Source organism: Mesorhizobium sp. P2_E9 (genome assembly GCF_056403815.1).
Window position 1 is genome coordinate 94,863 of the sequence record NZ_JBFUET010000007.1, and the last position, 25,703, is coordinate 120,565.

At 62.9% G+C, this 25,703-nt stretch carries 21 protein-coding genes; 12 read left to right on the forward strand and 9 right to left on the reverse strand.

All coding sequences use genetic code 11. The features are described from left to right. The first annotated feature begins 66 nt into the window (after positions 1 to 66). The 5 genes from AC1D05_RS13970 to AC1D05_RS13990 all read left to right on the forward strand — a co-directional run bounded on the left by AC1D05_RS13970 (position 67) and on the right by AC1D05_RS13990 (position 4,583). Positions 67 to 732, forward strand: coding sequence for an ABC transporter permease (locus tag AC1D05_RS13970; RefSeq protein WP_477441302.1), 666 nt, complete (start codon positions 67 to 69; stop codon positions 730 to 732). Further along, entirely contained in the window at positions 732 to 1,541 is an 810-nt protein-coding gene (locus AC1D05_RS13975; RefSeq protein WP_477441304.1) for an ABC transporter permease, read from the forward strand. Before AC1D05_RS13970 ends, AC1D05_RS13975 begins: the two co-directional genes overlap by 1 nt. 168 nt (positions 1,542 to 1,709) lie before the next feature. Next, complete coding sequence (locus AC1D05_RS13980; RefSeq protein WP_477441624.1) at positions 1,710 to 2,711, forward strand: Ldh family oxidoreductase; 1,002 nt, start codon at positions 1,710 to 1,712, stop codon at positions 2,709 to 2,711. A gap of 330 nt (positions 2,712 to 3,041) precedes the next feature. Next, positions 3,042 to 3,494 carry a DoxX family protein gene (locus AC1D05_RS13985; RefSeq protein WP_477441305.1) on the forward strand — a complete coding sequence of 151 codons (453 nt, stop codon included), beginning with the start codon at positions 3,042 to 3,044 and terminating at the stop codon, positions 3,492 to 3,494. A 111-nt stretch (positions 3,495 to 3,605) separates the two neighbouring features. Next, positions 3,606 to 4,583: a complex I NDUFA9 subunit family protein gene (locus AC1D05_RS13990; protein ID WP_477441307.1), complete on the forward strand. Its 978-nt coding sequence runs from the start codon at positions 3,606 to 3,608 to the stop codon at positions 4,581 to 4,583. Between the two features lie 9 nt (positions 4,584 to 4,592). Here the strand turns inward: AC1D05_RS13990 and AC1D05_RS13995 are convergent, their stop codons facing one another. Beyond that, on the reverse strand, positions 4,593 to 5,966 hold the full coding sequence (locus AC1D05_RS13995; protein WP_477441309.1) for a cytochrome P450: 1,374 nt from the start codon (positions 5,964 to 5,966) through the stop codon (positions 4,593 to 4,595). Positions 5,967 to 6,176: 210 nt separating this feature from the next. On the opposite strand from AC1D05_RS13995, the gene AC1D05_RS14000 reads away from it, so the two are divergent. The 5 genes from AC1D05_RS14000 (at position 6,177) to gyrB (ending at position 14,844) form a co-directional block, all read left to right on the forward strand. After that, positions 6,177 to 6,746, forward strand: a complete 570-nt coding sequence (locus AC1D05_RS14000) for an NADPH-dependent FMN reductase (protein WP_477441311.1) — start codon at positions 6,177 to 6,179, stop codon at positions 6,744 to 6,746. Between the two features lie 155 nt (positions 6,747 to 6,901). Continuing rightward, on the forward strand, positions 6,902 to 7,279 hold the full coding sequence (locus AC1D05_RS14005) for a caspase family protein (RefSeq protein ID WP_477441313.1): 378 nt from the start codon (positions 6,902 to 6,904) through the stop codon (positions 7,277 to 7,279). After that, a complete protein-coding gene (locus AC1D05_RS14010; protein ID WP_477441315.1) occupies positions 7,215 to 9,473 on the forward strand; it encodes a caspase family protein in 2,259 nt (752 codons plus the stop codon). Before AC1D05_RS14005 ends, AC1D05_RS14010 begins: the two co-directional genes overlap by 65 nt. Before the next feature lie 189 nt (positions 9,474 to 9,662). Further along, a complete protein-coding gene (locus AC1D05_RS14015) occupies positions 9,663 to 12,227 on the forward strand; it encodes a caspase family protein (protein WP_477441317.1) in 2,565 nt (854 codons plus the stop codon). A 145-nt stretch (positions 12,228 to 12,372) separates the two neighbouring features. Beyond that, positions 12,373 to 14,844 carry a DNA topoisomerase (ATP-hydrolyzing) subunit B gene (gyrB, locus tag AC1D05_RS14020; protein WP_477441318.1) on the forward strand — a complete coding sequence of 824 codons (2,472 nt, stop codon included), beginning with the start codon at positions 12,373 to 12,375 and terminating at the stop codon, positions 14,842 to 14,844. 100 nt (positions 14,845 to 14,944) lie between these two features. Here gyrB and AC1D05_RS14025 read toward each other — a convergent pair whose 3' ends face one another. After that, complete coding sequence (locus AC1D05_RS14025) at positions 14,945 to 16,285, reverse strand: alpha/beta hydrolase family protein (protein ID WP_477441319.1); 1,341 nt, start codon at positions 16,283 to 16,285, stop codon at positions 14,945 to 14,947. A 163-nt stretch (positions 16,286 to 16,448) separates the two neighbouring features. On the opposite strand from AC1D05_RS14025, the gene AC1D05_RS14030 reads away from it, so the two are divergent. Further along, positions 16,449 to 17,366 (forward strand): hypothetical protein, encoded by a 918-nt coding sequence (locus AC1D05_RS14030; RefSeq protein WP_477441321.1) that lies wholly within the window; start codon positions 16,449 to 16,451, stop codon positions 17,364 to 17,366. 79 nt (positions 17,367 to 17,445) lie between these two features. Here AC1D05_RS14030 and AC1D05_RS14035 read toward each other — a convergent pair whose 3' ends face one another. From AC1D05_RS14035 to AC1D05_RS14050, 4 genes are all read right to left on the reverse strand, one after another. Beyond that, the gene (locus AC1D05_RS14035; RefSeq protein ID WP_477441323.1) at positions 17,446 to 18,852 is read right to left on the reverse strand and encodes an NAD(P)(+) transhydrogenase (Re/Si-specific) subunit beta; all 1,407 of its coding nucleotides are present in this window, start codon (positions 18,850 to 18,852) and stop codon (positions 17,446 to 17,448) included. Positions 18,853 to 18,858: 6 nt separating this feature from the next. Continuing rightward, positions 18,859 to 19,284, reverse strand: coding sequence for an NAD(P) transhydrogenase subunit alpha part 2 (locus AC1D05_RS14040; RefSeq protein ID WP_015314277.1), 426 nt, complete (start codon positions 19,282 to 19,284; stop codon positions 18,859 to 18,861). After that, positions 19,284 to 20,558 carry a Re/Si-specific NAD(P)(+) transhydrogenase subunit alpha gene (locus AC1D05_RS14045; RefSeq protein ID WP_477441325.1) on the reverse strand — a complete coding sequence of 425 codons (1,275 nt, stop codon included), beginning with the start codon at positions 20,556 to 20,558 and terminating at the stop codon, positions 19,284 to 19,286. Before AC1D05_RS14045 ends, AC1D05_RS14040 begins: the two co-directional genes overlap by 1 nt. Before the next feature lie 87 nt (positions 20,559 to 20,645). Next, positions 20,646 to 20,870, reverse strand: a complete 225-nt coding sequence (locus tag AC1D05_RS14050) for an aa3-type cytochrome c oxidase subunit IV (protein ID WP_258587862.1) — start codon at positions 20,868 to 20,870, stop codon at positions 20,646 to 20,648. Positions 20,871 to 21,126: 256 nt separating this feature from the next. Between AC1D05_RS14050 and AC1D05_RS14055 the strand changes: the two genes are divergently transcribed. After that, complete coding sequence (locus AC1D05_RS14055; RefSeq protein WP_477441327.1) at positions 21,127 to 21,942, forward strand: alpha/beta fold hydrolase; 816 nt, start codon at positions 21,127 to 21,129, stop codon at positions 21,940 to 21,942. 77 nt (positions 21,943 to 22,019) lie between these two features. Here the strand turns inward: AC1D05_RS14055 and AC1D05_RS14060 are convergent, their stop codons facing one another. The 3 genes from AC1D05_RS14060 to AC1D05_RS14070 form a co-directional block, all read right to left on the reverse strand. Further along, positions 22,020 to 22,169, reverse strand: coding sequence for a DUF3096 domain-containing protein (locus tag AC1D05_RS14060; RefSeq protein WP_019862764.1), 150 nt, complete (start codon positions 22,167 to 22,169; stop codon positions 22,020 to 22,022). A gap of 114 nt (positions 22,170 to 22,283) precedes the next feature. Next, positions 22,284 to 23,051, reverse strand: a complete 768-nt coding sequence (locus AC1D05_RS14065; protein WP_477441328.1) for an N-acyl amino acid synthase FeeM domain-containing protein — start codon at positions 23,049 to 23,051, stop codon at positions 22,284 to 22,286. A 262-nt stretch (positions 23,052 to 23,313) separates the two neighbouring features. Beyond that, on the reverse strand, positions 23,314 to 25,638 hold the full coding sequence (locus tag AC1D05_RS14070) for a putative bifunctional diguanylate cyclase/phosphodiesterase (protein WP_477441330.1): 2,325 nt from the start codon (positions 25,636 to 25,638) through the stop codon (positions 23,314 to 23,316). Positions 25,639 to 25,703: the final 65 nt, after the last annotated feature.

Below are 25,703 nucleotides of genomic sequence, written 5' to 3' on the forward strand. Positions count from 1 at the left end.
CCGGCCTCGGCGGCCGGCATCATCGAACTCCTCTCGCCCGCGCCCGTCGGCTGGGGCGGCACACTCATGCTCGGGTTGCTGCATTCGCTGGAGATTGCCGTTGGCGCCACGATCGTCGGCCTGCTCATCGGGATCTGCGGTGCCTATGGCAAGCTTTACGGCGGACCGGCCGTGCGCGACCTGCTCGCGGTCTACACCACCGTGGTGCGCGCCGTGCCGGAACTGGTGCTGATCCTGCTGCTCTATTATGCCGGCACCGACCTGATAAACCAGGTACTGACCGCGATCGGTTACCAGCGTGTCGATATTAGCGGGCTGGTGGCCGGCATAGCCGTGCTCGGCTTCTGCCAGGGCGCCTATTCGACGGAGGTCATGCGCGGCGCGATCCTGGCCATCCCGCAGGGCCAGATCGAAGCCGCCCGAGCCTTCGGCATGTCTCCCGGCCTTCTCTTGCGGCGCATCACGCTGCCGGCGATGCTGCCCTTTGCCATTCCAGGTCTCGCCAATCTGTGGCTGATCGCGACCAAGGACACCGCGCTGCTGGCCGTCGTCGGCTTCTTCGAACTGACGCTGGCGACACGGCAGGCGGCAGGCGTCACCAAGGCCTATCTGATATTCTATCTCGCCGCCGGCGTGCTCTATCTCGCGGTGACGCTGTTTTCGAACTTCCTGCTTGGCCGCGCCGAGAAATGGGCACGGCGCGGCATGCCTTCGATCAAGGAGGCACGCTGATGGCGGGCGAAGCAGCCATCATCAACACGGCGGCGCGCGCCTCGCTCTGGCTGCAGCCGCATCGCATCGTCCTCATCCTGATCGCGCTCGGGCTGGTGTTGTCGGCCGCCTTTTTCATGCGCTGGGACTGGCTGCCGCAATATTGGGAAATGGGCCTGATGGGCATCTGGCGCGCCCTGTGGATCCTGGCTGTCACCTGCGCGCTCGGCTTCCTGATCGCCATGCCGGTCGGGCTGGCGCAGGCCGCCGGTTCGATCTGGGTCGCGGCGCCGGCGAAAGTCTTCTGCACCATCATCCGCGGCACGCCGCTGCTCTTGCAATTATGGCTGCTCTATTACGGGCTGGGCTCGCTGTTCCCGCAATATCCGTGGATCCGCGACTCCTGGATGTGGCCCTATCTCAGACAGGCCTGGCCGTACGGCGTTCTGGCTCTCACCCTGTCCTTCGCCGGTTACGAGGGTGAAGTGATGCGCGGCGCCTTTGCCGGCGTGCCCAAGGGACAGTTGGAAGCCGCCCGCGCCTTCGGCATGAGCCGCTGGAAGATCTTCCGGCGCATCTGGCTGCCGCAAGCCTTCTACAGGGCGCTGCCGACGCTGACCGGCGAAACCGTGCTGCAGCTGAAGTCGACGCCGCTGGTGGCGACCATCAGCGTCATCGACATCTTCGCCGTCGCGGGCAAGGTGCGACAGGACACCTACCTCACCTACGAACCCTTGCTGCTGCTGGCGCTGATCTACATGACGATCACCGGCATCCTGGTCTTCGCCTTCAGCAGGATCGAGGCGCGGATTCCGAACAAGATCGGCTAAAGCTTTGCCTGGAATTGCCCTGGAGCCGCCAGGCCCCCGTACCGTGGACTTGCAACAGCTGATGTGTCCGCCGTTTTTCTTGCAGTTGCGGACGATTTTCAACACAAACGCCGCCTCATGTGCTGTTAGACCCAACCAACCAATTGCAGCAATCGCAGGACGGCCATGATGCAACTCAGTCTCGACCAGGCAAGAGGACTGTGCCGGATGGCGGCACTCGGCGCCGGCGCCAATGAGGAAGCGGCGCAATCGCTGACCGCCTCGATCATAGCAGCCGAGGCGGAAGGGCTTTCGACCGTCGGGCTGTCGCATTTCATCGATTATCTCGAAGCCCTCGAGGCCGGGCGCATCGACGGCAATGCCGATCCGGTGATCACAAGGCCGGCGCTGGCCGTCTATCTCTCCGACGCACGCGGCGGCCTGGCGCATACCGGCTTCGACCGGACGATCGGCGACCTTGCCAAGGCGGCGAAGCTGTTCGGCGTCGCCATCTTCTCGCAGAAGAATGCCTATACGTGCGGCGCGCTCGGCTATTTCACCGGAAGGCTGGCGGCACAGGGGCTGGTGTCCTTCGCCGCCACCAACGGTCCGGCGGTTCTTGCCGGCTCGGGCTCGGTCAAGCCGGTTTATTGCACCAACCCGATGTCGTTTGCCGCCCCCGCCGCCGATGGCGCGCCGCTGGTCATCGATCAGTCGTCGAGCGCCACCGCCTTCGTTAACATTCGCAAGGCGGCCGAGGACGGCAAGAAAATCCCCGAAGGCTGGGCGCTGGACGCCAGCGGCAACCCGACCACCGATCCGGCGGCCGCCATGAAGGGCGCCATGCTTGCCTTTGGCGGCCAACGCGGCGCCAACATCGCACTGATGGTCGAAGTGCTGGCGGCCGGACTGTCGGGCGCCAACTGGTCGCTCGACGCGCCCTGGTTCAGCGGCGGCCCGGACAGCCCCGGAACCGGCCTGTTCGTGCTTGCCGTCGAGCCCAAGCTGCTCGATCCGGATTTCGAACAGCGGATGAAGGACCAGCTCGATCGCCTGCGCCGCCGCTATGGCGTGCATGTGCCGGGCCGTGCCCGGGCCGAAGCCGCCGAGAAAGCCCAGGCACGCGGCATCACCGCGCCCAAGGCAGTGGTGCAGCGTATTTCCGAATTCGCCGAGCGCTATTCCGCCTGAAGAGAATTTTCCGCGCCTCGGTGAACCTTCCCGCGCGTCGCGACGACGAATAGCTGTCCGGGTCGGGTTTGCCCGGTCGGTGTCTTCTGTCGGATGCGTCCAGGGCTGGGGCGGGCGTCTCACGCCACGCTGATACCGTCTCAGGTCAGGCCGCCTCGTTGGACCCTGGTTTCGACATGATCTTCACCCGGAAAACCCCGCTTCGGCGGGGTTTTCTGCGTTTCGTCCTTTGAACGCAATAACATGATAATGACAGTTAACTTTTGTTAACTTGACTTGATGGGAGCCATCGGGCGTTTGCGAGGGGTCATCACAACAACAGGAGCTACGATGTCCGCAACCACCGACGCTTCCCGCGGCAGACTGATCATTCCGGCGCTTGGCCGCCTGTATTCGTCGCTGCATGATGCCGGCGAAACCGTGCTGCGCGTCGTCGCCGGCGCGTTGCTCACCGTCCATGGCTCGCAGAAGATCACCAATCCTTTCGGCGCCGCCGAAATGGTCGAAGGCCTCGGCTTCTATCCCGGCGCCTTCTGGTCGCTGCTTCTGTCCTGCACCGAGTTCTTTGGCGGTATCCTCATCGCACTCGGGTTTTTGACGCGCCCGGCCGCCTTTGCCGGGCTGTTCGTGCTGCTAGTGACGGTCTGGTTCCACTGGGTGACGATGGGCCAGGGTTTTTCAGGGACCGAAAAGTCGCTTTTGTGGGCGGCGATCCTGCTCTTCTTCGTCATTCGCGGCGGCAACCGGCACTCGGTCGACGCCCGCATCGGCAAGGCATTCTAACAAGCTTTCGAGAGGGGTGGCAGCGACGACGCGTCACCCTTTGCCTTTGGCGCAAAACCGACTATGAAACGGCTTCAGCCAAGCCATCTGGAACGTGCGCCGGAGCCAGCCATGACCGAAATCCTGCAGACCCCAAAGCTCGTCGTCGTCTTTGGCGGGTCAGGCTTCGTCGGCCGCCATGTCGTGCGCGCGCTGGCCAAGCGCGGCTACCGCATCCGGGTCGCCTGCCGGCGGCCCGACCTTGCCGGCCATTTGCAGCCGCTCGGCAATGTCGGCCAGATCCAGCCGGTGCAGGCCAATGTGCGCGTGCGCTGGTCGGTCGACCGTGCCGTGCAAGGCGCCGACCATGTCGTCAACCTCGTTGCCATCCTGCATGAGACCGGCCGGCAGAAATTCAACACCGTTCACGAATTCGGCGCCCGCGCCGTTGCCGAGGCCGCGCGCTCGGTGGGTGCCGGGCTCACCCATATTTCAGCGCTCGGCGCCGATGCGGACTCCGAATCGGATTACGCGCGCACCAAGGCGCTTGGAGAGAAGGCCGTGCTGGAGACGATCGCCGGCGCGGTGATTTTCCGGCCGTCGATCAATTTCGGACCGGAAGACGGCTTCTTCAACCGCTTCGCCAACATGGCGCGCTATTCGCCGGTGCTGCCGCTGATCGGCGGCGGCCATACCAAGTTCCAGCCGGTCTATGTCGGCGACGTTGCCGAGGCGGTGGCGCGCTCGGTCGACGGCAAGATCGGCGGCGGCCAGACCTATGAGCTTGGCGGCCCCAATGTGCTCACCTTCAAGGAGTGCATGGAAGAGCTGCTCACCGTGATCGAGCGCAAGCGCCTGCTGGTGCCGGTGCCGTGGTGGGTGGCCAACATCCAGGCCTCGATCCTCGGCCTGTTGCCCAATCCGCTGCTGACCAAGGACCAGGTGATGCAGTTGCGCGAGCACAACATCGTTTCGGAGGCCGCCACCAAGGCCAACCGGACACTCGCCGGGCTTGGCATCCAGCCGCAATCGATCGCGACGATCCTGCCGAGCTACCTCTGGCGCTTCCGCGCCGCCGGCCAGTTCCAGCAGCGCAAGCCCGCGGCATAAATCCAGCTCTCAACGACTGCGGCGGGTGACCTGCATCGGCAACCCGCCTTGCGGCTGTGTGGTCAGTTTCTGCACCGGCCAAGGCTTGGTCTCGGCCGTGGTATCGAAGCGGAAGCGAGACAACAGGATCGCGAGTGCGATGATCGCTTCCTGCATAGCGAAGCTGGCGCCGATGCAAACGCGTGGTCCCGCACCGAACGGCAGATACTGGAAGCGGTCGATCTTCTCACGGTTTCCCGGATGGAACCGTTCCGGCAGATAGGCATCCGGCCTGTCCCACAGCTTCCTGTGGCGATGCACGACCCAAGGCATCACCAGCACGGCCGCGTGCTTGGGGATATAAAGATCCTTCCACATTTCCGGTTCGATCGGCTCGCGGTTGATCGACGGCGCCGGCGGATAGAGCCTAAGCGCCTCGTCGAAAGCCGCGCGGGTCAGCGGCATGGCGTCCAGCCACTTCGTCGGATCGGGTTCGCGCGCCAGCACCTGGTCGATCTCCTGCTCGACCCGGTTGCGCTCCCACGGCGATTCGGCGAGGCAGTAAAGCGTCCAGCCCAACGCCCGCGCGGTGGTCTCATGGCCGGCGCCGATGAAGGTGATGATGTTGTCCTCGACTTCCGAGCGCGTCAGTCCTTCCGGGCCTTCGGCCTTGAGCAGCAGCGTCAGGAAATCCTGTGGCACGCCATCGGGGTCACGCTTGACCCTCTCTTCGCGCATCTTGACCGTATCGGTGACGATCTTGCGGAAATAGGCCATGGTCTTGCGGCCGCGGATGCGGGTGAGCCGTGGCAGCCAGTCGGGCGCGCGCAACAGGTCGAGCGGATCGACGCGGCCCATGGTCTCGAACAAGCGGTCGATCTCATTGGCGAAACTGCCCGGCTCGCCCGCGATCTCGCCGGAGAACAGCGTCTCGGCGAGGATATCGTAGGTGAGCAATGTCATGTCATGGGCGATGTCGGATATGCCGTCCTCTTCGTAACGGGTGACGAACTCCAGAGTGCGCTTCAGCATCGGCTGGGCAAAGCCAAAGATGTGGCGTGGCGTGAACACCGGCGCCATCGCCTTGCGCGACCGCTTCCAGACCTCGCCCTCGGCGGTCAGCAGGCCATCGCGCAGGATCGGCCGCAGGATCTTCTGGCGCACCGTCGCCATCTTGTAGTTCTTGGCGTTGTCGACCAGCACATGGCGGATGAGGCCGGGATCGTTGGCGACGATCAGATGACCACCAACGCCATTCGCGGAAATCCAGGGCTCGTTATAGGTATGCTCACCCCACAATTCGAGCGGATTGCGGTAGACGATACGGATCATCTCCAGCGTCGAAGGCGGCGTCGTGCGCGGCTTCGGCGCGGGGGGAACAAAGGGGGCGGGCTGAATGTCCATGAAGTGCTCCGCTACTCCCATCAATGTAGTGGCTGGCACCCCGGACGTCCATGTGACCGAACGGCAGACCGAACCACGACAGCAGAACGCGAAGACAGACAGTCTGTTCATCCGATCGTGACCGCTCCGCCAGGTGACCCGCCTTGTCCGCCAGGACACTCTGCCGTAGTGACGGTCACCAACAGATACCGCCTGACAAAGGAGCCCGCCTTGAAGCACCAGTTGAACATCGTCATCGGCAGCACGCGGCCCGGGCGCGCCGGCCCGGTTTTTGCCGAATGGCTGGAGACATTCGCGCGCGAGCACGGAAAATTCGAGCCGGTGCTGACTGACATCGCCGCGTTCCATCTGCCGGTGCTGGACGAGCCGCATCATCCAAGGCTTGGCAACTACCAGAACGACCACACCAAGGCCTGGTCGAAGGCGATCGCCGCCGCCGACGCCTTCGTCTTCGTCGCGCCGGAGTATAATTATTTCGTCGCACCCGCGATCGTCAACGCGATCGACTATCTCGCGCGCGAATGGAAGTACAAGCCGGCCGCCATTTTCAGCTATGGCGGGGTCTCCGGCGGCCTGCGCGCGGCGCAGGCGCTGAAGCCGCTCCTGACCGCGGTGGGTGTCATGCCGATCTCGGAAGGTGTCGCGTTGCCGATGTACCAGAAACTGCTCGACGAGAACGGCGCCTTCAGCGCCAGTGAACAGGTGACCGGCGGCGCCAAGGCCATGCTGGACGAGCTGTTGCGCTGGAGCGAGGCGTTGAAGCCGATGCGCGCTGACTGAAGGAGCCGGTTTTAGCCGAGTCCCCGGCTTGCTCACGCCATAAAGAGGTGGAATGGTCGGCACGCGACTGAGCCGGGGGGCGGTTCGACTTGCGTTTGCTGTTTGCCTTGCTGCTGTTCTTGTCAACGACCGCCACAGCGGTGGCGGAACGGCGCATGGCATTGGTCATGGCAGAGGATGACTACCGGCTGGTGCGGCCACTCGCCAATCCCATCCATGACGGCGAGGCGATGGAAGCGGCGCTGAAGAAGCTCGGCTTCGAGGTTGTTCTCGAAACCAACCGGGATCTGCGGCGCATGCGGCGCGCGCTCGACGATTTTCGCGAAGATGCCAAAGGCGCCGACGTGGCCCTGGTCTATTTCTCCGGCCATGGCGTCGAAATCTCGGGCGACAACCGGTTGCTGCCGGTCGACGCCGACGCGTCCTCGCTCGACGCGCTGGACAAGACCAGCCTGCCGCTGGAAGAGCGTGCGCGCTGCGGTGGCCGCCACCGCCAAGGTCGGGCTGATCGTGCTCGATGCGTGCCGCAGTGATCCGTTCTCGGGAAGCAGCAGCGACGGGCGCGGTGCAACCTCCCTGGCCAAGGATGTCGCCGACAAGGTCAAGCCGGGCCTCGGCCGCATTGGGCGGGCGGAAAACATCCTGTTTGCTTTCTCGGCAGCACCCGGCGAGACGGCCGCCGACGGCACCGGCGACAACTCGCCTTTCACGACGGCGCTGACCAAATATCTCGGCACCGACGGGCTGGAAATCCGCTCGGTGCTGACACTGGTGCAGCAGGAGGTCTACGACCTCTCCCGCGGCAAGCAGCTGCCCTATGTCGAGAGCGGCCTGCCGAAACTGTTCTTTGCTGCTGCCGCCAAGGAGCAGCTGCCGGAGCGCGAACGGCTGCTGCTGGCCATGGCCGACGTGACGCCGGAAATGCGTGGCGAGGTCGAGCAGATCGCCAGCGACGCCGACATGCCGCTTGCGCCGCTCTATGGCGCGCTGCTGTCGAAGGATCTTGCCTCGCTCGGCCCCGAGCAACGCTCCGCCAAGCTCAGGGAAGCCGCGGATGCCTTCGTCAAGGTGCAGCGGGAAATGACCACGCTGGCCTCAGGTGACCCGGAGGTGACGCAGTTGCGGCAGGAAGCGGAACGGCAGCTTTCGCTCGGTGCTTTTGATGCGGCTCGCGCCAAGCTCGCCGAGGCAGCGGCAATAGACAAGGATTCGCGCCAGCGGCTGAAGGCCAATTATGTGGAGCGCACGCTTTCGGAAGCGGCAACCCATTCACTGGAAGGCGGCGCGGCAAGCGCTCTGCTCCGGTACCAGCTGGCCGCGGATGGCTATGAGAAGGCGACAGCGCTCTATCGCGAGGTCAATGGCGAGGACATTCCAGCTGACGATCGGCTGCAGCAGCTTCTCACGCTTGCCCGGCTCGGCGATGTCTACACGACGCTGGGCAGGCTGGATGAGGCCGGCAGGGCCTACAAGGAATGGAACGAAACATCAACAAGGCGCTCCGGCACCGATCCGAAAAATATTTTCTGGCAACGGGATGTTTCGCTCAGTCTGGACAAGATGGGCGATACCGCCGTTGCCCAAGGCAAGCTCGCCGATGGCCTTGCCGATTACCAGGCATCGGCTGATATCGCCGAGAAGGTGGCTGCAGCGGCCCCGACCGAACTCGAATGGCAGAGCGATCTTTCCTTTGCCTACGACCGCATCGGCTACGTCTTGCGCTCACAGGGCAATCTCAAGGACGCGATGCCCTATTACCAGAAGGCGCTGGAGATTTCCAAACGGGTGGCCGGGCTCGAGCCCGACAACATCGTCTGGCAGCGCCGGCTCGGCGTGGCCCACGATTCGATCGGCGACGTGTTGATCATGGAGGGCGATTACAGCCGGGCGCTCGACGCCTTCAGTTCGGGCTTTGCCATATGGCGCAAGTTGACGGAGCTGGATCCAGCCAATCTCTCCTGGCAGCGCGATCTGTGCGTCTCTTACACCAAGATCGGCGACAGCTTGCAGATATTGGGCGACTACAAGAACGCCATCGTTTCCTATCAGGCGGGTCTGGCCGTGAGTTCCGCACTGGCCAACGCCGATCCTGAAAATCTCGAGGGCCAGCGGGATCTCGCGATCCTTCATGACAGCATCGGCGACGCGCAGTTCATGCTGCAGGCAAAAGCAGAGGCGCTGGCCGCATTCAACAAAGCCAACCACATCTGGGAATCGCTGGTGAAGGCCGACCAGAGCAACACGCGATGGCTGCGGGATCTCGAAATCAACTACGGCAAGCTGGGCGACGCGTATCTGGCGAATGGCGAGCCGGAAGCGGCGCTGGCCGCCTACAAATCGGCATTCGATGCCTCTCTTACCCTCACCGGAAATGACGCCACCAACAGCCTCTGGCAACGCGATCTGGCGGTCAATTGCGGCAAGATCGCCGATCTCCTGGCAAAATGGGGCAACAACAAGGATCTCGCCACCCAGTTGTACCAGCAGTCGCTCGACATTTCCGAGCACTTCGCTGCCATAGATCCGGACAATGCGATGTGGCTGCGCGATATGATCATCGACCATCTCAAAATGGCCGAAATGGGCCTCGATGCCCGTTCGAATTTGACCGAAGCCCTGAAAATCGCGTCCGAGATGCGGCAGGCAGGCGTCCTCTCGCCCGCGGACGCCTGGATTCCGGAGGAATTGAGCAAGCGGCTCAAGCTGCTCGACGCCCCGGCCAAATGACGAAGCCAGCACCGGAAACCCTGATGGGCACCGTTGCCTGAAAGAGTCGGTTTTCGGCCTGGCTTGCTCGCGCCATAAAGAGGTGGAATTGTCGGCAAACGACTGAGCCGGGGGCGGTTCGACTTGCGCTTGCTGTTTGCCTTGCTGCTGTTCTTGTCAACGACCGCCACTGCTGTGGCGGAACGGCGCATGGCATTGGTCATGGCAGAGGATGACTACCGGCTGGTGCGGCCACTCGCCAATCCCATCCATGACGGCGAGGCGATGGAAGCGGCGCTGAAGAAGCTCGGCTTCGAGGTTGTTCTCGAAACCAACCGGGATCTGCGGCGCATGCGGCGCGCGCTCGACGATTTTCGCGAGGATGCCAAAGGCGCCGACGTGGCCTTGGTGTATTTCTCCGGCCATGGCGTCGAAATCTCGGGCGACAACCGGTTGCTGCCGGTCGACGCCGACGCGTGCTCGCTCGACGCGCTGGACAAGACCAGCCTGCCGCTGGAAGAAGTGCGCGCTGCGGTGGCCGCCACCGCCAAGGTCGGGCTGATCGTGCTCGATGCGTGCCGCAGCGATCCGTTCTCGGGAAGCAGCAGCGACGGGCGCGGTGCAACCTCCCTGGCCAAGGATGTCGCCGACAAGGTCAAGCCGGGCCTCGGCCGCATTGGGCGGGCGGAAAACATCCTGTTTGCTTTCTCGGCCGCACCCGGCGAGACGGCCGCCGACGGCACCGGCGACAACTCGCCTTTCACGACGGCGCTCACCAAATATCTCGGCACCGATGGGCTGGAAATCCGCTCGGTGCTGACACTGGTGCAGCAGGAGGTCTACGACCTCTCCCGCGGCAAGCAGCTGCCCTATGTCGAGAGCGGCCTGCCGAAACTGTTCTTTGCCGCTGCGGCCAAGGAGCAATTGCCGGAGCGCGAACGACTGCTGCTGGCCATGGCCGATGTGACGCCGGAAATGCGCGGCGAGGTCGAACAGATCGCCAGCGACGCCGACATGCCGCTGGCGCCGCTCTATGGCGCGCTGATTGGCACCGACACCAGCCATCTCTCTGCCGACAGCCTGAATGCCCGGCTGCGCGAGGCGGCCGACGCCTTCGTCAAGGTGCGCAGTGAAATGAAGACGCTCGCCTCCGATGATCCGCAGGTGACAGAGCTGCGCCGGCAGGCCGAAGAGCAGCTTTCGCTCGGCGCCTTCGATGGCGCCCGCGCCATCCTCGCCAAGGCCGCCGACATCGACAATGTTTCGCGTCAGGCGCTGAAGGTCAATTTCGTCAGCCGGACCCTGTCCGAGGCCGCGACGCGCTTCCTCTCCGGCGGTGCGGCGCGCGCCGACCTCGACTACGCCACCGCCATTGGTGACTATGAATCGGTGCTGGTGCTGTATGGCGAGGCCGGGCAGACCTCGCTGAATCTGGAACAGGCCGACCGCCAGAGCCGCACGCTGGAGGAACTCGGGATTCTCTATACGACGGTCGGCAATGTCGAGGCGGCCGGCCGCGCCTTCGCCGCCCTGTTGGCCAATCTCGAGCAGCGGTCGCGTCAGGAAACCGACCCCAGCGTCAAGCGCGATCTCGCTATCAGCCATATCAAGCTCGCCAACATAAAAATAGTGCAAGGCGACCTGCCAACCTCCCTGGAAAATTATGAGGCGGCAAGGGACATGCTGCAGGATTTGACTGCAAGCGTGCCGGACAAGAAAGATTGGCTGGGCGACCTTGCCATGGCCAATGACAAGATCGGCAACGTGCTGGCGACACAAGGCGATGTGGGTGCGGCGGCCCAGGCCTATCAGCAAAGCCTGTCGATCAAGCAGAAATTGGCCGATGCCGAACCGAACAGCGCCTATCTGCTGCGCGACCTGACCATAACCTATGACGAAATCGGCGACCTTGCCCGGACCGCCGGCCAGTTGGACGGCGCCCAGACGGCCTTTGAAGAGAGCCTGAGAATTCGGCTGGTGCTGGCCGATGACAAACCCGATGACCCTGAGCGTCAGCGTGCTGTCTCTGTCAGCCACGACAGGATCGGTGACGTCTTGCGCCTGCGCGGCGACCCCGCCGGTGCGCTCGTGGCCTACACCAAGAGCCAGACGATCGCCGAAGAAATGGTGCGCCGTGACCCTAACGACACCGACTTGAAGCGCGACCTGTCGATCAGCTACGCCAAGATCGGCAACGCGCTCAACGACCAGGAGAACTGGCCGGCAGCGCTGACTTCCTATCAGCAAGCGCTGACTGTCGCGCGTGACTTTGCCGCTGATGACCCCGGCAACACCGAATGGCAGCGCGACCTCTCGGTCTGTCTGGAAAAAGTTGCTGGTGTGCTTGATGCCCAGGGCGATGTCAGTGGCGCGCTGCAAAACTACCAGGACAGCCTTGCCATTGCCGACCGGCTGGCGAAGCTCGACCCAGGTAATTCCGACTGGCAACGCGACCTGTCGATCACCCTGTCGGAAATCGGCATGCTGGAGACCAAGCAGCGCCATTTCGAGGGCTCCAAGAAGGCCTTCGAAGCCAGCCTCGGCATCCGCCAGAAACTGGCCCAGTCCGATCCGGACAATGCGATCTGGCAATTTGATCTGGTCCAGGCCTACATCAACTATGCGTATGTGGCCAAGGATCCGAAGGCGGTGCTGACCAAGGCGCTGAACCTGACGCTGGAGCTCGACCGCACGGGTCGGCTGGCGCCTAGAGACAAATCCACGATCAAATATTTGCGCGGCCTTCTCGCCAAACTCGGCGCCCGAAAAAAATAGCCGGCTGCCAGCCCGGGATTCGACCCGGAAATGCCTGCAAACCTTGGAAAAACCGCCTTTAGCGCCTATATCTAGCCGATATCAGACGCGCGATTCGGGGCCGATTTTTCGCGCAGTACAAACGGCATCTAGACAACAGGTTTTCATGAGCGACCAGACCGAGAACACCAACGGCGCCGAAGCCGAATACGGCGCCGATTCCATCAAGGTTTTGAAGGGGTTGGACGCTGTCCGCAAACGCCCCGGCATGTATATCGGCGACACCGACGACGGTTCGGGCCTGCATCACATGGTTTATGAGGTGGTCGACAACGCCATCGACGAGGCCTTGGCCGGTCACGCCGACCTCGTCACCGTGACGCTCAACCCCGATGGTTCGGTGACGGTGATCGACAATGGCCGTGGCATTCCGACCGATATCCACACCGGCGAAGGCATTTCGGCGGCCGAAGTGATCATGACGCAGCTGCATGCCGGCGGCAAATTCGACCAGAACTCCTACAAGGTGTCGGGCGGCCTGCACGGCGTCGGGGTCTCGGTGGTCAACGCCCTTTCGGCATGGCTGAAGCTCAAGATTCGCCGCAACGGCCAGATCTTCGAGATGAGCTTCACGCACGGCAACGCCGATGCGCCGTTGAAGGCGACGGGCAGCTACGAACAGGACAAGCAGCCAGGCACCTATGAGGGCCGCAGCGGCAGCCAGATCACCTTCTTTCCGTCGTCCGAGACCTTCACCATGGTCGAGTTCGACTTCGGCACGCTGGAGCACCGGCTGCGCGAGCTCGCCTTCCTCAATTCCGGCGTCCGCATCATTCTGACCGACGCCCGCCACGCCGACATCGTGCGCCATGAGCTGCACTATGATGGCGGCCTCGAAGAGTTCGTCAAATATCTCGACCGGGTCAAGAAACCGCTGATCGAGAAACCGATCGCCATCAAGGCGGAGCGCGACGGCATCACCGTCGAAGTGGCGATGTGGTGGAACGACAGCTACCACGAGAACGTGCTGGCCTTCACCAACAACATCCCGCAGCGCGATGGCGGTACCCATCTGGCCGGCTTCCGTGGCGCGCTGACGCGCCAGATCACCGGCTATGGCGAGTCCTCGGGCCTGACCAAGAAGGAAAAGGTCTCGCTGATCGGCGACGATTGCCGCGAAGGCCTGACGGCCGTGCTGTCGGTCAAGGTTCCCGACCCGAAATTCTCCTCGCAGACCAAGGACAAGCTGGTTTCATCGGAAGTCCGTCCGGTGGTCGAAGGGCTGGTCAATGAGGCGCTGGGCACCTGGCTGGAGGAGCATCCGACCGAGGGCAAGGTGGTCATCGACAAGGTGATCCAGGCCGCGGCGGCGCGTGAAGCGGCGCGCAAGGCGCGCGACATCACCCGCAAGAGCTCGCTCGGCGTCACCTCGCTGCCGGGCAAGCTGGCTGACTGCCAGGAGCGCGATCCGGCGAAATCCGAAATCTTCATCGTCGAGGGTGACTCGGCCGGCGGCTCGGCCAAGGGCGGCCGTTCGCGGCAGAACCAGGCCATTTTGCCGCTGCGCGGCAAGATCCTCAATGTCGAGCGCGCCCGCTTCGACCGCATGCTCGGCTCCGACATGATCGGCACGCTGATCACCGCGCTCGGCACCTCGATCGGCAAGGACGAATTCAACGCCGACAAGCTGCGCTACCACAAGATCATCCTGATGACCGACGCCGACGTCGACGGCGCCCATATCAGAACCCTGCTGCTCACCTTCTTCTTCCGGCAGATGCCGGAGCTGATCGAACGCGGGCATCTCTATATCGCCCAGCCGCCGCTCTACAAAGTGACGCGCGGCAAGAGCTCGCAATACATCAAGAATGAGAGCGCCTTCGAGGAGTTCCTGATCGATTCCGGGCTGGAGGAAGCCTCGCTTACGCTGGGTTCAGGCGAAGTCCGGATCGGACAGGACCTGCGCGGTGCCGTCGAAGACGCGCTGGCTGTGCGCCAGCTCATCAACGGCCTGCACACACGCTACAACAGGGGCGTGGTCGAACAAGCCGCGATCGCCGGCGGGCTCAACCCCGATGTCTTCAACGACCTTGGCGGCGCCAACGCGATGGCGGAGCGGATTGCGCAACGCCTCGACATCATCGCCGAGGACACCGAGCGCGGCTGGACCGGCCGCATGTCGACCTCGAATGACGGCAGCGGCGGCTATGTCTTCGAGCGCACCGTGCGCAGCGTCAAGGAATACGCCCATCTCGACATGGGGCTGATCAATTCGGCTGACGCCCGCCAGCTCGACCGCTACGCACAGCGCCTCACCGAGGTCTACGGGGCGCCGCCGGTGCTGCGCCGCAAGGATGTCTCAGAAGTCGTTTCGGGACCGCTGGCGCTGCTCAACGCCGTCTTTGCGACCGGCCGCAAGGGGCTGACCATGCAGCGCTACAAGGGTCTCGGCGAGATGAATGCCGAACAGCTCTGGGAAACCACGCTCGACCCGAATGTGCGGTCGCTGCTGCAGGTCAAGGTCAACGATGCGACCGATGCCGACAGCCTGTTCTCGCGGCTGATGGGCGACGAGGTGGAGCCACGGCGCGAATTCATCCAGGACAATGCGCTGTCCGTCGCCAATCTGGATATTTGATGCTTGTCGCCCAAAACTGCACAACGGTTTTTGGGCGAACGACAAGCATAAAAACAAGGCTTAAAGCACGTCTTCTGAAGCCGTTTCGACGCGACGCGCCTTAAGGCAGTAGCGATGCTTCGAAGAAGCTTGCCAGGGCGGCGTTGAGGCGCTGATGAAACGCGGCCCGGTCGAAGCCGGGTGCGTCAACGCAAGCCATGGGCGCAATGGCGCGCAGGCGAGTGCTGCAAGGCGGCAGGAACGCATAGTGGCCCGCCAGCGGCTCGACATGATATTCCGGCGGTCGGGGCAGCGCCGAACGAAGGTGTTCTTCGTACCAGGGGTCGGGTTGATGCCGGTCGTTGGCCGCGCGCCATAGAAGCACCGGGATTTGAACCGTAGCGAGGCCGGCACGGTCAAATGTAAAGCCGAACGCGGGCGCGGCAGCTGCAATAGCGCGGATTCGCCGATCAGGCTTCCACGCCTCCGGCGGCGGCTGGGGCGCTTGTGCGACGGAATGGACCCCCGCTTTCGCCAGCGTGGTGCAAAGATCATGCTGGGGATTTGCCGCGCAGTATGGGTCGATCCTGCCGAGATCGGGTATTCCGCCCGCTTCGACGAGCACGGTGAAGCCGCCATTCGAAAATCCGAAGGCGCCGATGCGCTGCGGATCGATGTCAGCATGTCCTTGCCAGTCCTTCAGCATAAAATCGATCAGCCGGCTCAGCTGGGCGGGCCGGCGCCATAGCATCAGCACCTTGCTCTGGTCGTCGTAGGTGTCGCCGGCATGGCTGACCGCGGCGACGATGAACCCGGCTCTCGCCAACGCGATCGCTAAATCATAGTGACCCGCATAGGATCCTCCGCCGCCATGCGAAATCACGATAAGCGGCAGTGCACGGCCTTTTACCGGGCCGGAAGGCGCGACGCGCTGCTTGAAGAATTCCAGCGGCACATCGCGCGGCTCGGCTGAAGTCGGGTACCAGATGCCGGCGGCCAGCGGTGGTTCGCCGCCATTGGGAATGCGAACGGCTTCGAAGCCCACGGGGGAATGCGCGAGGTCTTCAGCAACTGGACTGACCGATGTCGCGCCAATCGTCGGACCGGCTGTAGCCGCCGGGGTCAAGGCTCCGGTGAACAGACCAGAGAGCAAGACCAGGCCGGCGAAAATTGCTGAGCGCGAGCCGCCGGCTGGGGCCGAAATCCGCCGGACTCTTGCTTTCTGCTTCTTCTGGAATTTCCTTGGAGTCATTGTCTTCCTGCTCGGCAAGGCACTTCGAAGAAAATTCGTAGGGCTGACGGGTCGGATCCAGCGAGACTTGTGAGTCAAAGGCAGGGACGACGCCTGGATTTCCGCTTTTGCCCGACTCGACCTATGGGTCAAATCACAACAACATGATCGCTTGAGACATTGGAGCGAACCGGCGCTCCGAATTGTTCCATCGCCAGCAAACAAAATCATTTCAAAACGCTCCGGAACGGAAGTCCTCCGACGACATTGTGACAGCATCGATCACAATTTCTCACAGGAGGCCTTCATGGGACGTGGCATTTTGCTCTGGTTGCTCGGTATTCCGATTCCGATCATCATCCTCATCATGCTTTTCGTACGATAGGGGGCGTTGATGCAGCCCACCGTATCGGCTATCGACCTGTCCGCTTCAGAAGAATCATCCGCCACAGCCGTCAGCTGGGGGCCGATCATCGCTGGCGCCTTCGCGGCCTCTACCTTGACCTTTATCCTGATGCTGCTCGGCTCAGGGCTTGGGCTCAGCATGGTCTCGCCATGGTCGGGGTCCGGCGCGTCGATCACCACCTTCGCGGTGCCCACCGCGATCTGGCTGGTCATCGTGCAATGGCTGTCCTCCGGCGTCGGCGGCTACCTTGCCGGACGCCTGCGCACCAAATGGGTCGGCATCCACACTGACGAAGTGTATTTCCGTGACACCGCTCATGGCTTCCTTGCCTGGGCGCTGGCCACACTGCTCGTCGTCGGCGTCCTGGGTTCAGCGCTTTCCGCAGCGCTTGGTACAGGCCTGCAGGCTGTCTCCACCGTAGCGTCGGGTGCCGCCATGGGTGCGTCGGCCGGAGCCTCCGCCAATGCCGGCGGCGCATCGACCGACAATGCGACCTCCTATCTGGTGGATTCGCTGTTCCGTCCGGCCGATCCGAGCAAGCTCGCGGCGGCTGGTCCGGACGGTAATGCCGCCGCGGTTGGCCAAGCCTCACGCATCCTGGTCGCCACTGCGGCGGCGGGCGAGATTTCGGCCGACGACAAGACCTACCTGTCGCAACTGGTTGCCGCCCGCACCGGCCTGTCCGAAGCCGACGCCAAGGCGCGTGTCGATGCCCTGGTTGCCAAGGTCGAAGACGCCAAGGTCAAGGCCAAGCAGGCCGCCGACACCGCCAGGAAGGGCAGCGCGACCTTTGCCCTGCTTGGCGCCTTGTCGCTGGTCATCGGCGCTTTCATCGCCAGTGCCGCGGCCGCTCTCGGCGGCAGGCAGCGCGACGAAGAGGAAGCGGTTTTCCTGACCAACCGCTAAACGCACGCGCCAAAATGAAAGAGCCCGGTTTCGAGAGACCGGGCTCTTTGCTATTCGGATATCGGGACTATCAGCTGGCTCAGTGATCCATGGCCTTGACGATTTCCTCGGTCATCTTCTTGGCATCGCCGAGCAGCATCATGGTGCCGTCCTTGTAGAACAGCGTGTTGTCGATGCCGGCATAGCCGGAGCCGAGCGAGCGCTTGACGAACAGGCAGGTGCGCGCCTTGTCGACATCAAGGATCGGCATGCCATAGATCGGCGACGACTTGTCATCACGGGCCGAAGGGTTGGTGACGTCGTTGGCGCCGATGACATAGGCGACATCGGCCTGCGCGAACTCCGAGTTGATGTCTTCGAGCTCGAACACTTCGTCATAGGGCACGTTGGCTTCGGCCAGCAGCACGTTCATATGGCCGGGCATGCGGCCGGCGACCGGATGGATGGCGTATTTGACGTCGACGCCGTTGGCCTTGAGCTTGTCGGCCATTTCGCGCAGCGCGTGCTGCGCCTGGGCAACCGCCATGCCGTACCCCGGCACGATGATGACCTTCTGCGCGTTCATCATCAGGTAGGCGGCGTCGTCGGCCGAGCCCTGCTTGACCGTGCGCTCGATGCCGTCATCGGCAGCTGCTGCGGTCTCGCCACCGAAGCCGCCGAGAATGACCGAGATGAAGCTGCGGTTCATGCCCTTGCACATGATGTAGGACAGGATCGCGCCGGACGAGCCGACCAGCGCGCCGGTGATGATCAGCGCCAGATTGCCGAGCGTGAAGCCGAGGGCAGCCGCTGCCCAGCCCGAGTAGGAGTTGAGCATCGAGACGACGACCGGCATGTCGGCGCCGCCGATCGGGATGATCAAGAGGATGCCGAGCACCAACGAGGCGGCGACGATCAGCCAGAACACCAGCTTCGATTCCGTGCCGACCAGCAGCACGATCAGCACGATGAGTGCTACGCCGAGGGCTGCGTTGATGAGGTGGCGGCCGCCGATCATGATCGGCTCGCCCGACATGCGGCCGTCGAGCTTGAGGAAGGCGATGACCGAGCCGGTGAAGGTGATGGCGCCGATGGCGACGCCAAGGCTCATCTCGATCAGCGCCTGGGCATGGATGTCGCCCGCGGTGCCGATGCCAAAACTCTCCGGCGCGTAGATGGCCGCGGCAGCCACCATGACGGCGGCGAGGCCGACGAGGCTGTGGAAGGCAGCAACCAGTTGCGGCATCGAGGTCATGGCGATGCGGCGCGCGGTGACGGCGCCGACGCTACCGCCGATGGCGAGGCCTAGCACGATCAGGCCATAGCGGCCGGCCGACGGGACAAGCGGAATCGCCAGCGCCAGCGTGGTGGCGATGGCGATACCCATGCCGATCATGCCGTACATATTGCCCTGGCGGCTGGTGGTCGGATGCGACAGGCCGCGCAGCGCCATGATGAACAGGACGCCGGAAACCAGATAGAGGAAGGACGCGAAGTTGGCGTTCATGGCGCTCTACTTGTCCTTCTTCTTGTACATGGCCAGCATGCGCTGGGTGACCAGGAAGCCACCGAAGATGTTGACGGAAACCAGCATCAGCGCCACGAAGCCGAAGCCTGCGGCGACACCGGAAGCCGCGATGCCGACCGCGAGCAGCGCGCCAACGACGATAACGGAGGAGATGGCGTTGGTGACGGCCATCAGCGGCGTGTGCAGTGCCGGCGTCACCGACCAGACGACGTAGTAGCCGACGAAGATCGCCAGGATGAAGATGGCGAAACGGAAGACGAAGGGATCGATGGCGCCGCCGGAGAGCGCGTGCGCGGCATCACCGGCCGCTTCGGCACCGCCTGGAGCATTTGCCAGGTTCTGCACCGCAAGCCTGACGGCAGCGCTTGCCTGGTCGAGCTGATCGAGGGCTTTCTGCAGGGTCTGATCCATCACGCTGTGCCTTTCGACTTGGACGCGGGCGACTTGGATGCGGCGGTCTTCCTAGGCGCGGACTTTTTCGGCGCGTCCGAAGCATCGGCGACCATCGTCGTGGCCGGGATCGCCGCGGGTTCGACATGCGGCTGCTGATCGGCCTTGGCGAAGGCGGGATGAACGACACGGCCGCCATCGGTCAGCATCGTCGCCTTGACCAGATCGTCATCGCGGTTGATGGCGAGCGTCTTGGTGGTCTTGTCGACCAGCGTCTCGAGGAAGGCGAACAGGTTCCTGGCATAGAGCAGCGAGGCAGATGCGGCGACGCGGCCGGGCACATTGAGGTGGCCGACGATCTTGACGTTGTTGGCCGTGGTGACGATCTTGCCGGCTTCAGCGCCTTCGACATTGCCGCCGCGCTCGACCGCGAGGTCGACGAGCACCGAGCCCGGCTTCATCGAGGCGACCATCGCCGCCGAGACCAGCTTCGGCGCCGGCCGGCCGGGGATCAGCGCCGTGGTGATGACGATGTCCTGCTTGGCGATGTGCTCGGCGGTCAGTGCTGCCTGCTTAGCCTGGTATTCCTTCGACATTTCCTTGGCGTAGCCGCCGGCTGTCTCGGCGGCCTTGAACTCGTCATCCTCGACGGCCAGGAATTTCGCGCCGAGCGAGGCGACCTGTTCCTTGGCGGCGGGGCGCACGTCGGTGGCGGTGACGACCGCGCCAAGGCGGCGCGCCGTCGCGATCGCCTGCAGGCCGGCGACGCCGACGCCCATGATGAAGACCTTCGCCGCCGGCACGGTGCCCGCCGCAGTCATCATCATCGGCAGCGCGCGATCATACTCCGAAGCGCCATCGATCACCGCCTGGTAGCCGGCGAGGTTGGCCTGCGAGGACAAGACGTCCATCGATTGCGCTCGGGTGATGCGCGGCATGAACTCCATCGAGAAGGCCGTCACCCCAGCCTTGGCCAGGGCCGCGACGGCAGCGTCGTTGCCGTAGGGATCCATGATGGCGATCACGGCAGCGCCGGATTTGTAGCTTTTCAGTTCGGCGTCCGTTGGCCGGCGTACCTTCAGGACGACATCGGCCCTGACGACATCGGAAGCCTTGCCGATGGCAGCACCTGCCTTGGCGAACTCTTCGTCCGGGATGCGCGACCTTGTGCCGGCACTGGTTTCGACAATCACGTCGAGGCCCAGCCCCGCCAGCCGCTTGACCGTATCGGGCGAGGCCGCGACGCGCGGCTCGTTCGCATCGAGCTCACGAGGGATGAAAACCGTCTGTCCCACCGCATGATCCTTTCGGCTGGAACCTGTTTGCGCAAAGTGTCGGCCGGAATATCCGGCACCGTCGATGGCAACGGGGTTTTGGAAGGTCTATCGCAGAATGAAAGCGCCGACGGCCAGTATCAGGACGAACAGGATGGTCGCCGAGAAGAAACCGGCGGCAAAGAAGCCGAAAGCCATCGCGATGAGCAACGCGCCGCAGAAAAGCGATCCGTATTTGGCCAGCGCGAGAAAGCCCGCATAGGTGCGGTCATGCTCGGCATAGTCCATCTTCGCGCCCAGTTCGACAGGACCGGTCGGCGAGTGATCAGCCATAGGAATACCCCTTCGAAGACATCTTTCAGGCACATACCGAAAAGCCGGGCCGAGAGCAATGGCGCTATTGCCGCATTGGGGCCGACAACTGCCTCAAGGGAAAATTGAAACTGCCGGCCGATCCCCAGCCTGTTGGCGGTGCGATCACCCGGCATCCTGCGTGAGTTCGGTTGAAGCTGCTGTGAGAATTTGGCGGTTCTGGACGACATCCTGCTGGATTATCGTCGCCGGACGAACAGCCGGTTGGTGAAGCGCCATGATCATACCCACACAGACATTTGACTGGAACGGCACGACCATTGCGTGGGGGTCCGCCGGCTCAGGCCCGCCGATCGTGCTCGTGCACGGTACGCCGTTCTCCTCGCATGTCTGGCATCGCGTCGCACCGGAACTGGCGCGCGACCATACGCTGTATTTCTACGATCTTCCCGGATATGGGCTATCCGGCAAGCGGGAAGGCCAGGACGTTTCGCTGGGTATCCAGAACAAGGCGCTGGCGGCGATGCTGGCCTTCTGGAAACTCGACCGGCCCAAGATCATCGCTCATGATTTCGGCGGCGCCACGGCGTTGCGCGCACATCTGATGGACGGTTGCGACTATGACAGGCTGCTGCTGATCGACCCCGTGGCGGTGCGGCCGTGGGGCTCGCCCTTTGTCCAGCATGTCCGTCAGCATGAGGCCGCCTTCGCCGGCCTGCCGGACTACATGCAGGTTGCGATTCTGAAAGCCTATATCTCGGGCGCCGCAGCGAGGCCTTTGTCGGACAGCGATATGGAACCCCATGTCGCGCCATGGACCGGGCCTGTTGGCCAGCCGGCTTTCTATCGGCAGATCGCCCAGATGGATCAGCGTTTTACCGACGAGGTCGAACCGCTCTACGGCAAATTCCGCTGCCCCGTCGCGTTGCTGTGGGGGGAGGAAGACCGCTGGATACCACCGCAAAGCGGCCAAAAGCTCGCGGCCATGCTGCCGAATTGCGGCTTGACACTCATTCCAGGCTCCGGCCATCTGATGCAGGAAGACGCGCCGGAGGCGATCGTCGCCGCGGCGCTGCGCTTCTTCGCCGGCTGACAGTTGGTACTGACGCAAAGCGCTACGCGCTTTTCCCGGGAGAACCGCTTCACACTTTTCCTGGAATTGCGCCGGCTTCAGCCGGCAAGATGCGGGAAGAGCCCGAGCAGTCCAACGACGATCAGATAGAGCGCGACGATGTAGTTCAGAAGCCGTGGCATGATGAGGATCAGCACGCCGGCGATCAGCGAGATAAGCGGCGTCAGCGCTAGCTGGGAAATATGCATGTCGAGTTCCTTTTGGCAGATCCGTCGAAATGAAGACGCGGAGCGAACGCACCGCAATCATCAGAACGCGGATCTGGCCGGAAGGCTCCAGACGCCTTGCAAAAATAGGGGCGCCTACGCGGCGGCGCGATAATATTTCGCTGTCGGCACGATGGACAAGGGCGTCAGTCGGTTGATGGCCGGATTGGCAAACATCAGCCGCTGCTCCGTCGGCGTCGACCTGAAGAATGGGAACCGTTCGAGTGTCTGGTGCATATTTTCGCCGGCAGGGATTTCGAACAGGGCGATCCGGGTAAGAACGCCCGGAAATTCCTTAGCCTCGGTCCGCTGTACAGCATTGAAATAACGTGAATAAAAATTGGAATGCTCGACCTTGACCGGCGTCAGCACCGAGTTCTGGCCAAAATAGAGCGAGGCCACCATGGCAAGCCTGAGTGTCAGGAACGGCAGCACTCCGGGCGCCGGCGCGCTGTCTGGATCGGTTGCAAACCGGGTTCCGTCGATAAAGGTTTCTCCGCGGGCAAGTCGCTCGAGCAATATTTCCGGATAGGCATCGACGGAGGGCGAATTCGGGTGCTCGGCGGAAATGTAGTGGAAGCGGATCGTGCTGACCAATTCGCCGTAGAAATAGACACCGAACCGGTAGGAATTGGGTAGGTTGTCCCAGCGATCCTCGAACATCCCGCTGGCGATTGGGCCACACATGCCTGAACGCAGATAGGATTTATAGCGAAGCCGGTAAATCGCCTCCAAATCCTCGCCTCCGGTAATGAGGCGATAATCGACATGCTCCAGAAGCTGCATCATCGATCGGTTCAGCACCGAATCCCCGGCTGCCCTGACCACGCCAGACGCATTCGTTGCAGCCCTTGCAGCATCCATTATCTGTCCTCGAAATTCCGCCTGCGGATAGGCTATTCGAGTCAAAATGAGACACAAGCAGAAACTTAGAGGTTGTTGATTTACCTTCTATTAACCTTAACGGCGAAGCGCCCATCTGAGAATGCCCCTGGTGAGCAATGCGCCGGAGAAGGATGGGGATCATAGCCTCCGGGACATGGCACCTCCATCAACAGACAGGTGCGTGGGCTAGGCTACATTGGGCTGAGGATCATCTTGGCGCGCGCGCCTGACAGTGCTGAAATCACGGCACCAATTGGGCTGTCCGTTTGCCGGTGGGACGCAGGTCGGCGGCGAATGGCCAGGTGACATTCGACATCGTTTCGATACCCGATGCACTGAGCGCGGCGCCGAACAGGAAGCCTTGCACGAGATCGGGCTTGACCTGCAAGGCCAGGATCTTGAGCTGCTCGAAGGTCTCGACGCCTTCTACGGTCACGGAAAGTCCCAGTGGCCGCGACAGGTTGACGATGCCCTTAAGCAGTTCCAACGAACGCGGGTTCTGGGTGACATCTATCAGGAACGAGCGGTCGATCTTGATCTTGTCGAGCGGCAGCTTGTGCAGATAGCTCAGGCTCGAATAGCCGGTGCCGAAATCGTCAAGCGCGATGCGAACGCCAATCTGCTTCAGTTCCTCGATGTACTGCCGCGTCAGCGACTTGTCGTCGAGCAGCGCGGTTTCAGTGACCTCGATCTCCAGTCGACCGGCGGCGAGACCGGAACTGGCCAGCGCATCACGAACCTTCTGGATGACGTCGCGGTTGCGGAAATCCTTGGCCGAGAGGTTGACCGAGACACTGGTCTGATCCGGCCATTTGGCGCATTCGGTGCAGGCTGCCTGCAACACGAAGGTGCTGATCTCGGAGATGATGCCCATTTCCTCGGCGAGCGGAATGAAGATGCCGGGCGAAATCGGCCCGAGATCGGGATGATCCCAGCGGCACAGCGCCTCGCAGCTGGCGATGCGCATGGTGCTCATCGACACGATGGGCTGATAGACGACCCGCAGGCTCTTGCTTTCCACCGCGCTGCGCAGATCCGCCTTCATCAGCTGGCGGTTGCGGAACGCCGCGTCCATTGCCGCCTCGAACAGCCGCCAGCCGTTCTTGCCAAGCTCCTTGGCCTTGTAAAGCGCCAGATCCGCCTTGACGATCATGGCGTCGACATCGCTGTCGTTGACCCGTGCCAATACCGCGCCGCCGCTGGCCTGGATGCGCAGCCCATGGCCGGCGACGTCCACCTCGCCCTGCAATGCCGCAAAGATCTCGTCGATCTGCGTGGTCAGATGGCTTTCATCCTCGATGCGGTCGAAGAAGACCATGAATTCGTCGCCGCCGAAACGGCTGACAGTGATGCCTTGCCCCGCAACAGAGGCGAGACGCTCGGCAACCGCGTAGATCAATCCGTCGCCGATCGGATGCCCGAGCGTGTCGTTGACGCTCTTGAAATCATCGAGGTCGAGCACGGCAAGGCCGCAGAGACGGTCGCGGTCTCCGGACGCCATCGCCTCGCCGACTAGCTCATGGAAATAGGCGCGATTGGGCAGGCCGGTGAGATTGTCGTAGCGCGCCATGAAGCGGATCTTGTCTTCCGCCTCGACGCGCGCCGTCACGTCCTCGAAGGTGATGACCCCCAGTTCCTGGCTGCCTTCGCGGGCCGAGAATTCATAGTGCTGGCCGTTGGCGAGGGAAACCAGCACCTTGCGGTCGCGGCCCTCGCGCAGGGCGCGTGTCAGCTGGGCCTCGATATAGCGGCAATCCTTCGGCGCCAGCATGCCGCCGGCGACACCACGCATCAAAAGACCGTGGATCGATCGTCCGAGCAGCGCATCCCCGGACTTGAGCGACATCAGATGGGCAGCTTCGGCATTGGCGACCGCCACGCGGCCGTTGGGGCCGAGCATGACAAGGCCGTGCGACATGGTGTTGAGGGCGCGATCGAACCTGTGCGCCAGCTTCCTCGCTTCCTTGTGGCCGATGACCGCCGAGAAAAGCACGTTGCGGACGTGGTCCGCGCTGTTGATGGTGATGAATGTCAGCGGGATGATCATCAAGCCCAGAACGACCGAAGGGACATCCATGCGCAGCAGGAGTGCAAGTGCTGCCGGACCAATGAAGGTCACGGAAAAGATCCGCACCATGAGCGGAGACCCGTAGTTCCGGCCAACAACGGTCACCAAGGTTGCGATGGCCAGCGACGTCGCGGCCAGCTCGGCAAAGGGATCGGGATAGACATAGATCGATATGAAGCACAGCGCGCCCAACCCGAGGCCCTGCAGGCTGCCCTTGAGGATGTAGTTGCGCTCCCACCGTTGCGCCTCTTGGACATTGGCTATTACACCGCCCGCTTTTCGGAAGTCACGAATGCCGAAGTAGCGGAAAAGGCTGATGGACAGCAGAGTAAAGGAGAAAGCCAGGAACAATGGATTGTGCGTGCGGAAGTAGATCATGAATCCGAGGATCCAGTAGCAGACGCCGCCAATCACCAGCATGTGGGCGTTGTCGAACAACGACCGCACAAACTGGATGTAAACATCCGCCGGGATGTTTTCGGTCTTTGTTCTGCCCATGTCGTCGGCCCAACGCTAGGCCTCGTCATCCCACATCCGCCTTAAGAAAGGCTTAGAACAGTGGT

What these genes read in the sequence shown, in the direction of transcription:
- AC1D05_RS14050 (WP_258587862.1), bottom strand. Translation starts at nt 20,870, where the DNA reads ATGGCTGATCACTCGCCGACCGGTCCTGTCGAACTGGGCGCGAAGATG.
- AC1D05_RS13995 (WP_477441309.1), bottom strand. Translation starts at nt 5,966, where the DNA reads ATGGACATTCAGCCCGCCCCCTTTGTTCCCCCCGCGCCGAAGCCGCGC.
- AC1D05_RS14065 (WP_477441328.1), bottom strand. Translation starts at nt 23,051, where the DNA reads ATGGATGCTGCAAGGGCTGCAACGAATGCGTCTGGCGTGGTCAGGGCA.
- AC1D05_RS14005 (WP_477441313.1), top strand. Translation starts at nt 6,902, where the DNA reads ATGGCATTGGTCATGGCAGAGGATGACTACCGGCTGGTGCGGCCACTC.
- gyrB (WP_477441318.1), top strand. Translation starts at nt 12,373, where the DNA reads ATGAGCGACCAGACCGAGAACACCAACGGCGCCGAAGCCGAATACGGC.
- AC1D05_RS13980 (WP_477441624.1), top strand. Translation starts at nt 1,710, where the DNA reads ATGCAACTCAGTCTCGACCAGGCAAGAGGACTGTGCCGGATGGCGGCA.
- AC1D05_RS14030 (WP_477441321.1), top strand. Translation starts at nt 16,449, where the DNA reads ATGCAGCCCACCGTATCGGCTATCGACCTGTCCGCTTCAGAAGAATCA.
- AC1D05_RS13985 (WP_477441305.1), top strand. Translation starts at nt 3,042, where the DNA reads ATGTCCGCAACCACCGACGCTTCCCGCGGCAGACTGATCATTCCGGCG.
- AC1D05_RS14055 (WP_477441327.1), top strand. Translation starts at nt 21,127, where the DNA reads ATGATCATACCCACACAGACATTTGACTGGAACGGCACGACCATTGCG.
- AC1D05_RS14015 (WP_477441317.1), top strand. Translation starts at nt 9,663, where the DNA reads ATGGCATTGGTCATGGCAGAGGATGACTACCGGCTGGTGCGGCCACTC.
- AC1D05_RS14070 (WP_477441330.1), bottom strand. Translation starts at nt 25,638, where the DNA reads ATGGGCAGAACAAAGACCGAAAACATCCCGGCGGATGTTTACATCCAG.
- AC1D05_RS14035 (WP_477441323.1), bottom strand. Translation starts at nt 18,852, where the DNA reads ATGAACGCCAACTTCGCGTCCTTCCTCTATCTGGTTTCCGGCGTCCTG.
- AC1D05_RS14060 (WP_019862764.1), bottom strand. Translation starts at nt 22,169, where the DNA reads ATGCATATTTCCCAGCTAGCGCTGACGCCGCTTATCTCGCTGATCGCC.
- AC1D05_RS14025 (WP_477441319.1), bottom strand. Translation starts at nt 16,285, where the DNA reads ATGATTTTGTTTGCTGGCGATGGAACAATTCGGAGCGCCGGTTCGCTC.
- AC1D05_RS13970 (WP_477441302.1), top strand. Translation starts at nt 67, where the DNA reads ATGCTCGGGTTGCTGCATTCGCTGGAGATTGCCGTTGGCGCCACGATC.
- AC1D05_RS13990 (WP_477441307.1), top strand. Translation starts at nt 3,606, where the DNA reads ATGACCGAAATCCTGCAGACCCCAAAGCTCGTCGTCGTCTTTGGCGGG.
- AC1D05_RS14040 (WP_015314277.1), bottom strand. Translation starts at nt 19,284, where the DNA reads ATGGATCAGACCCTGCAGAAAGCCCTCGATCAGCTCGACCAGGCAAGC.
- AC1D05_RS13975 (WP_477441304.1), top strand. Translation starts at nt 732, where the DNA reads ATGGCGGGCGAAGCAGCCATCATCAACACGGCGGCGCGCGCCTCGCTC.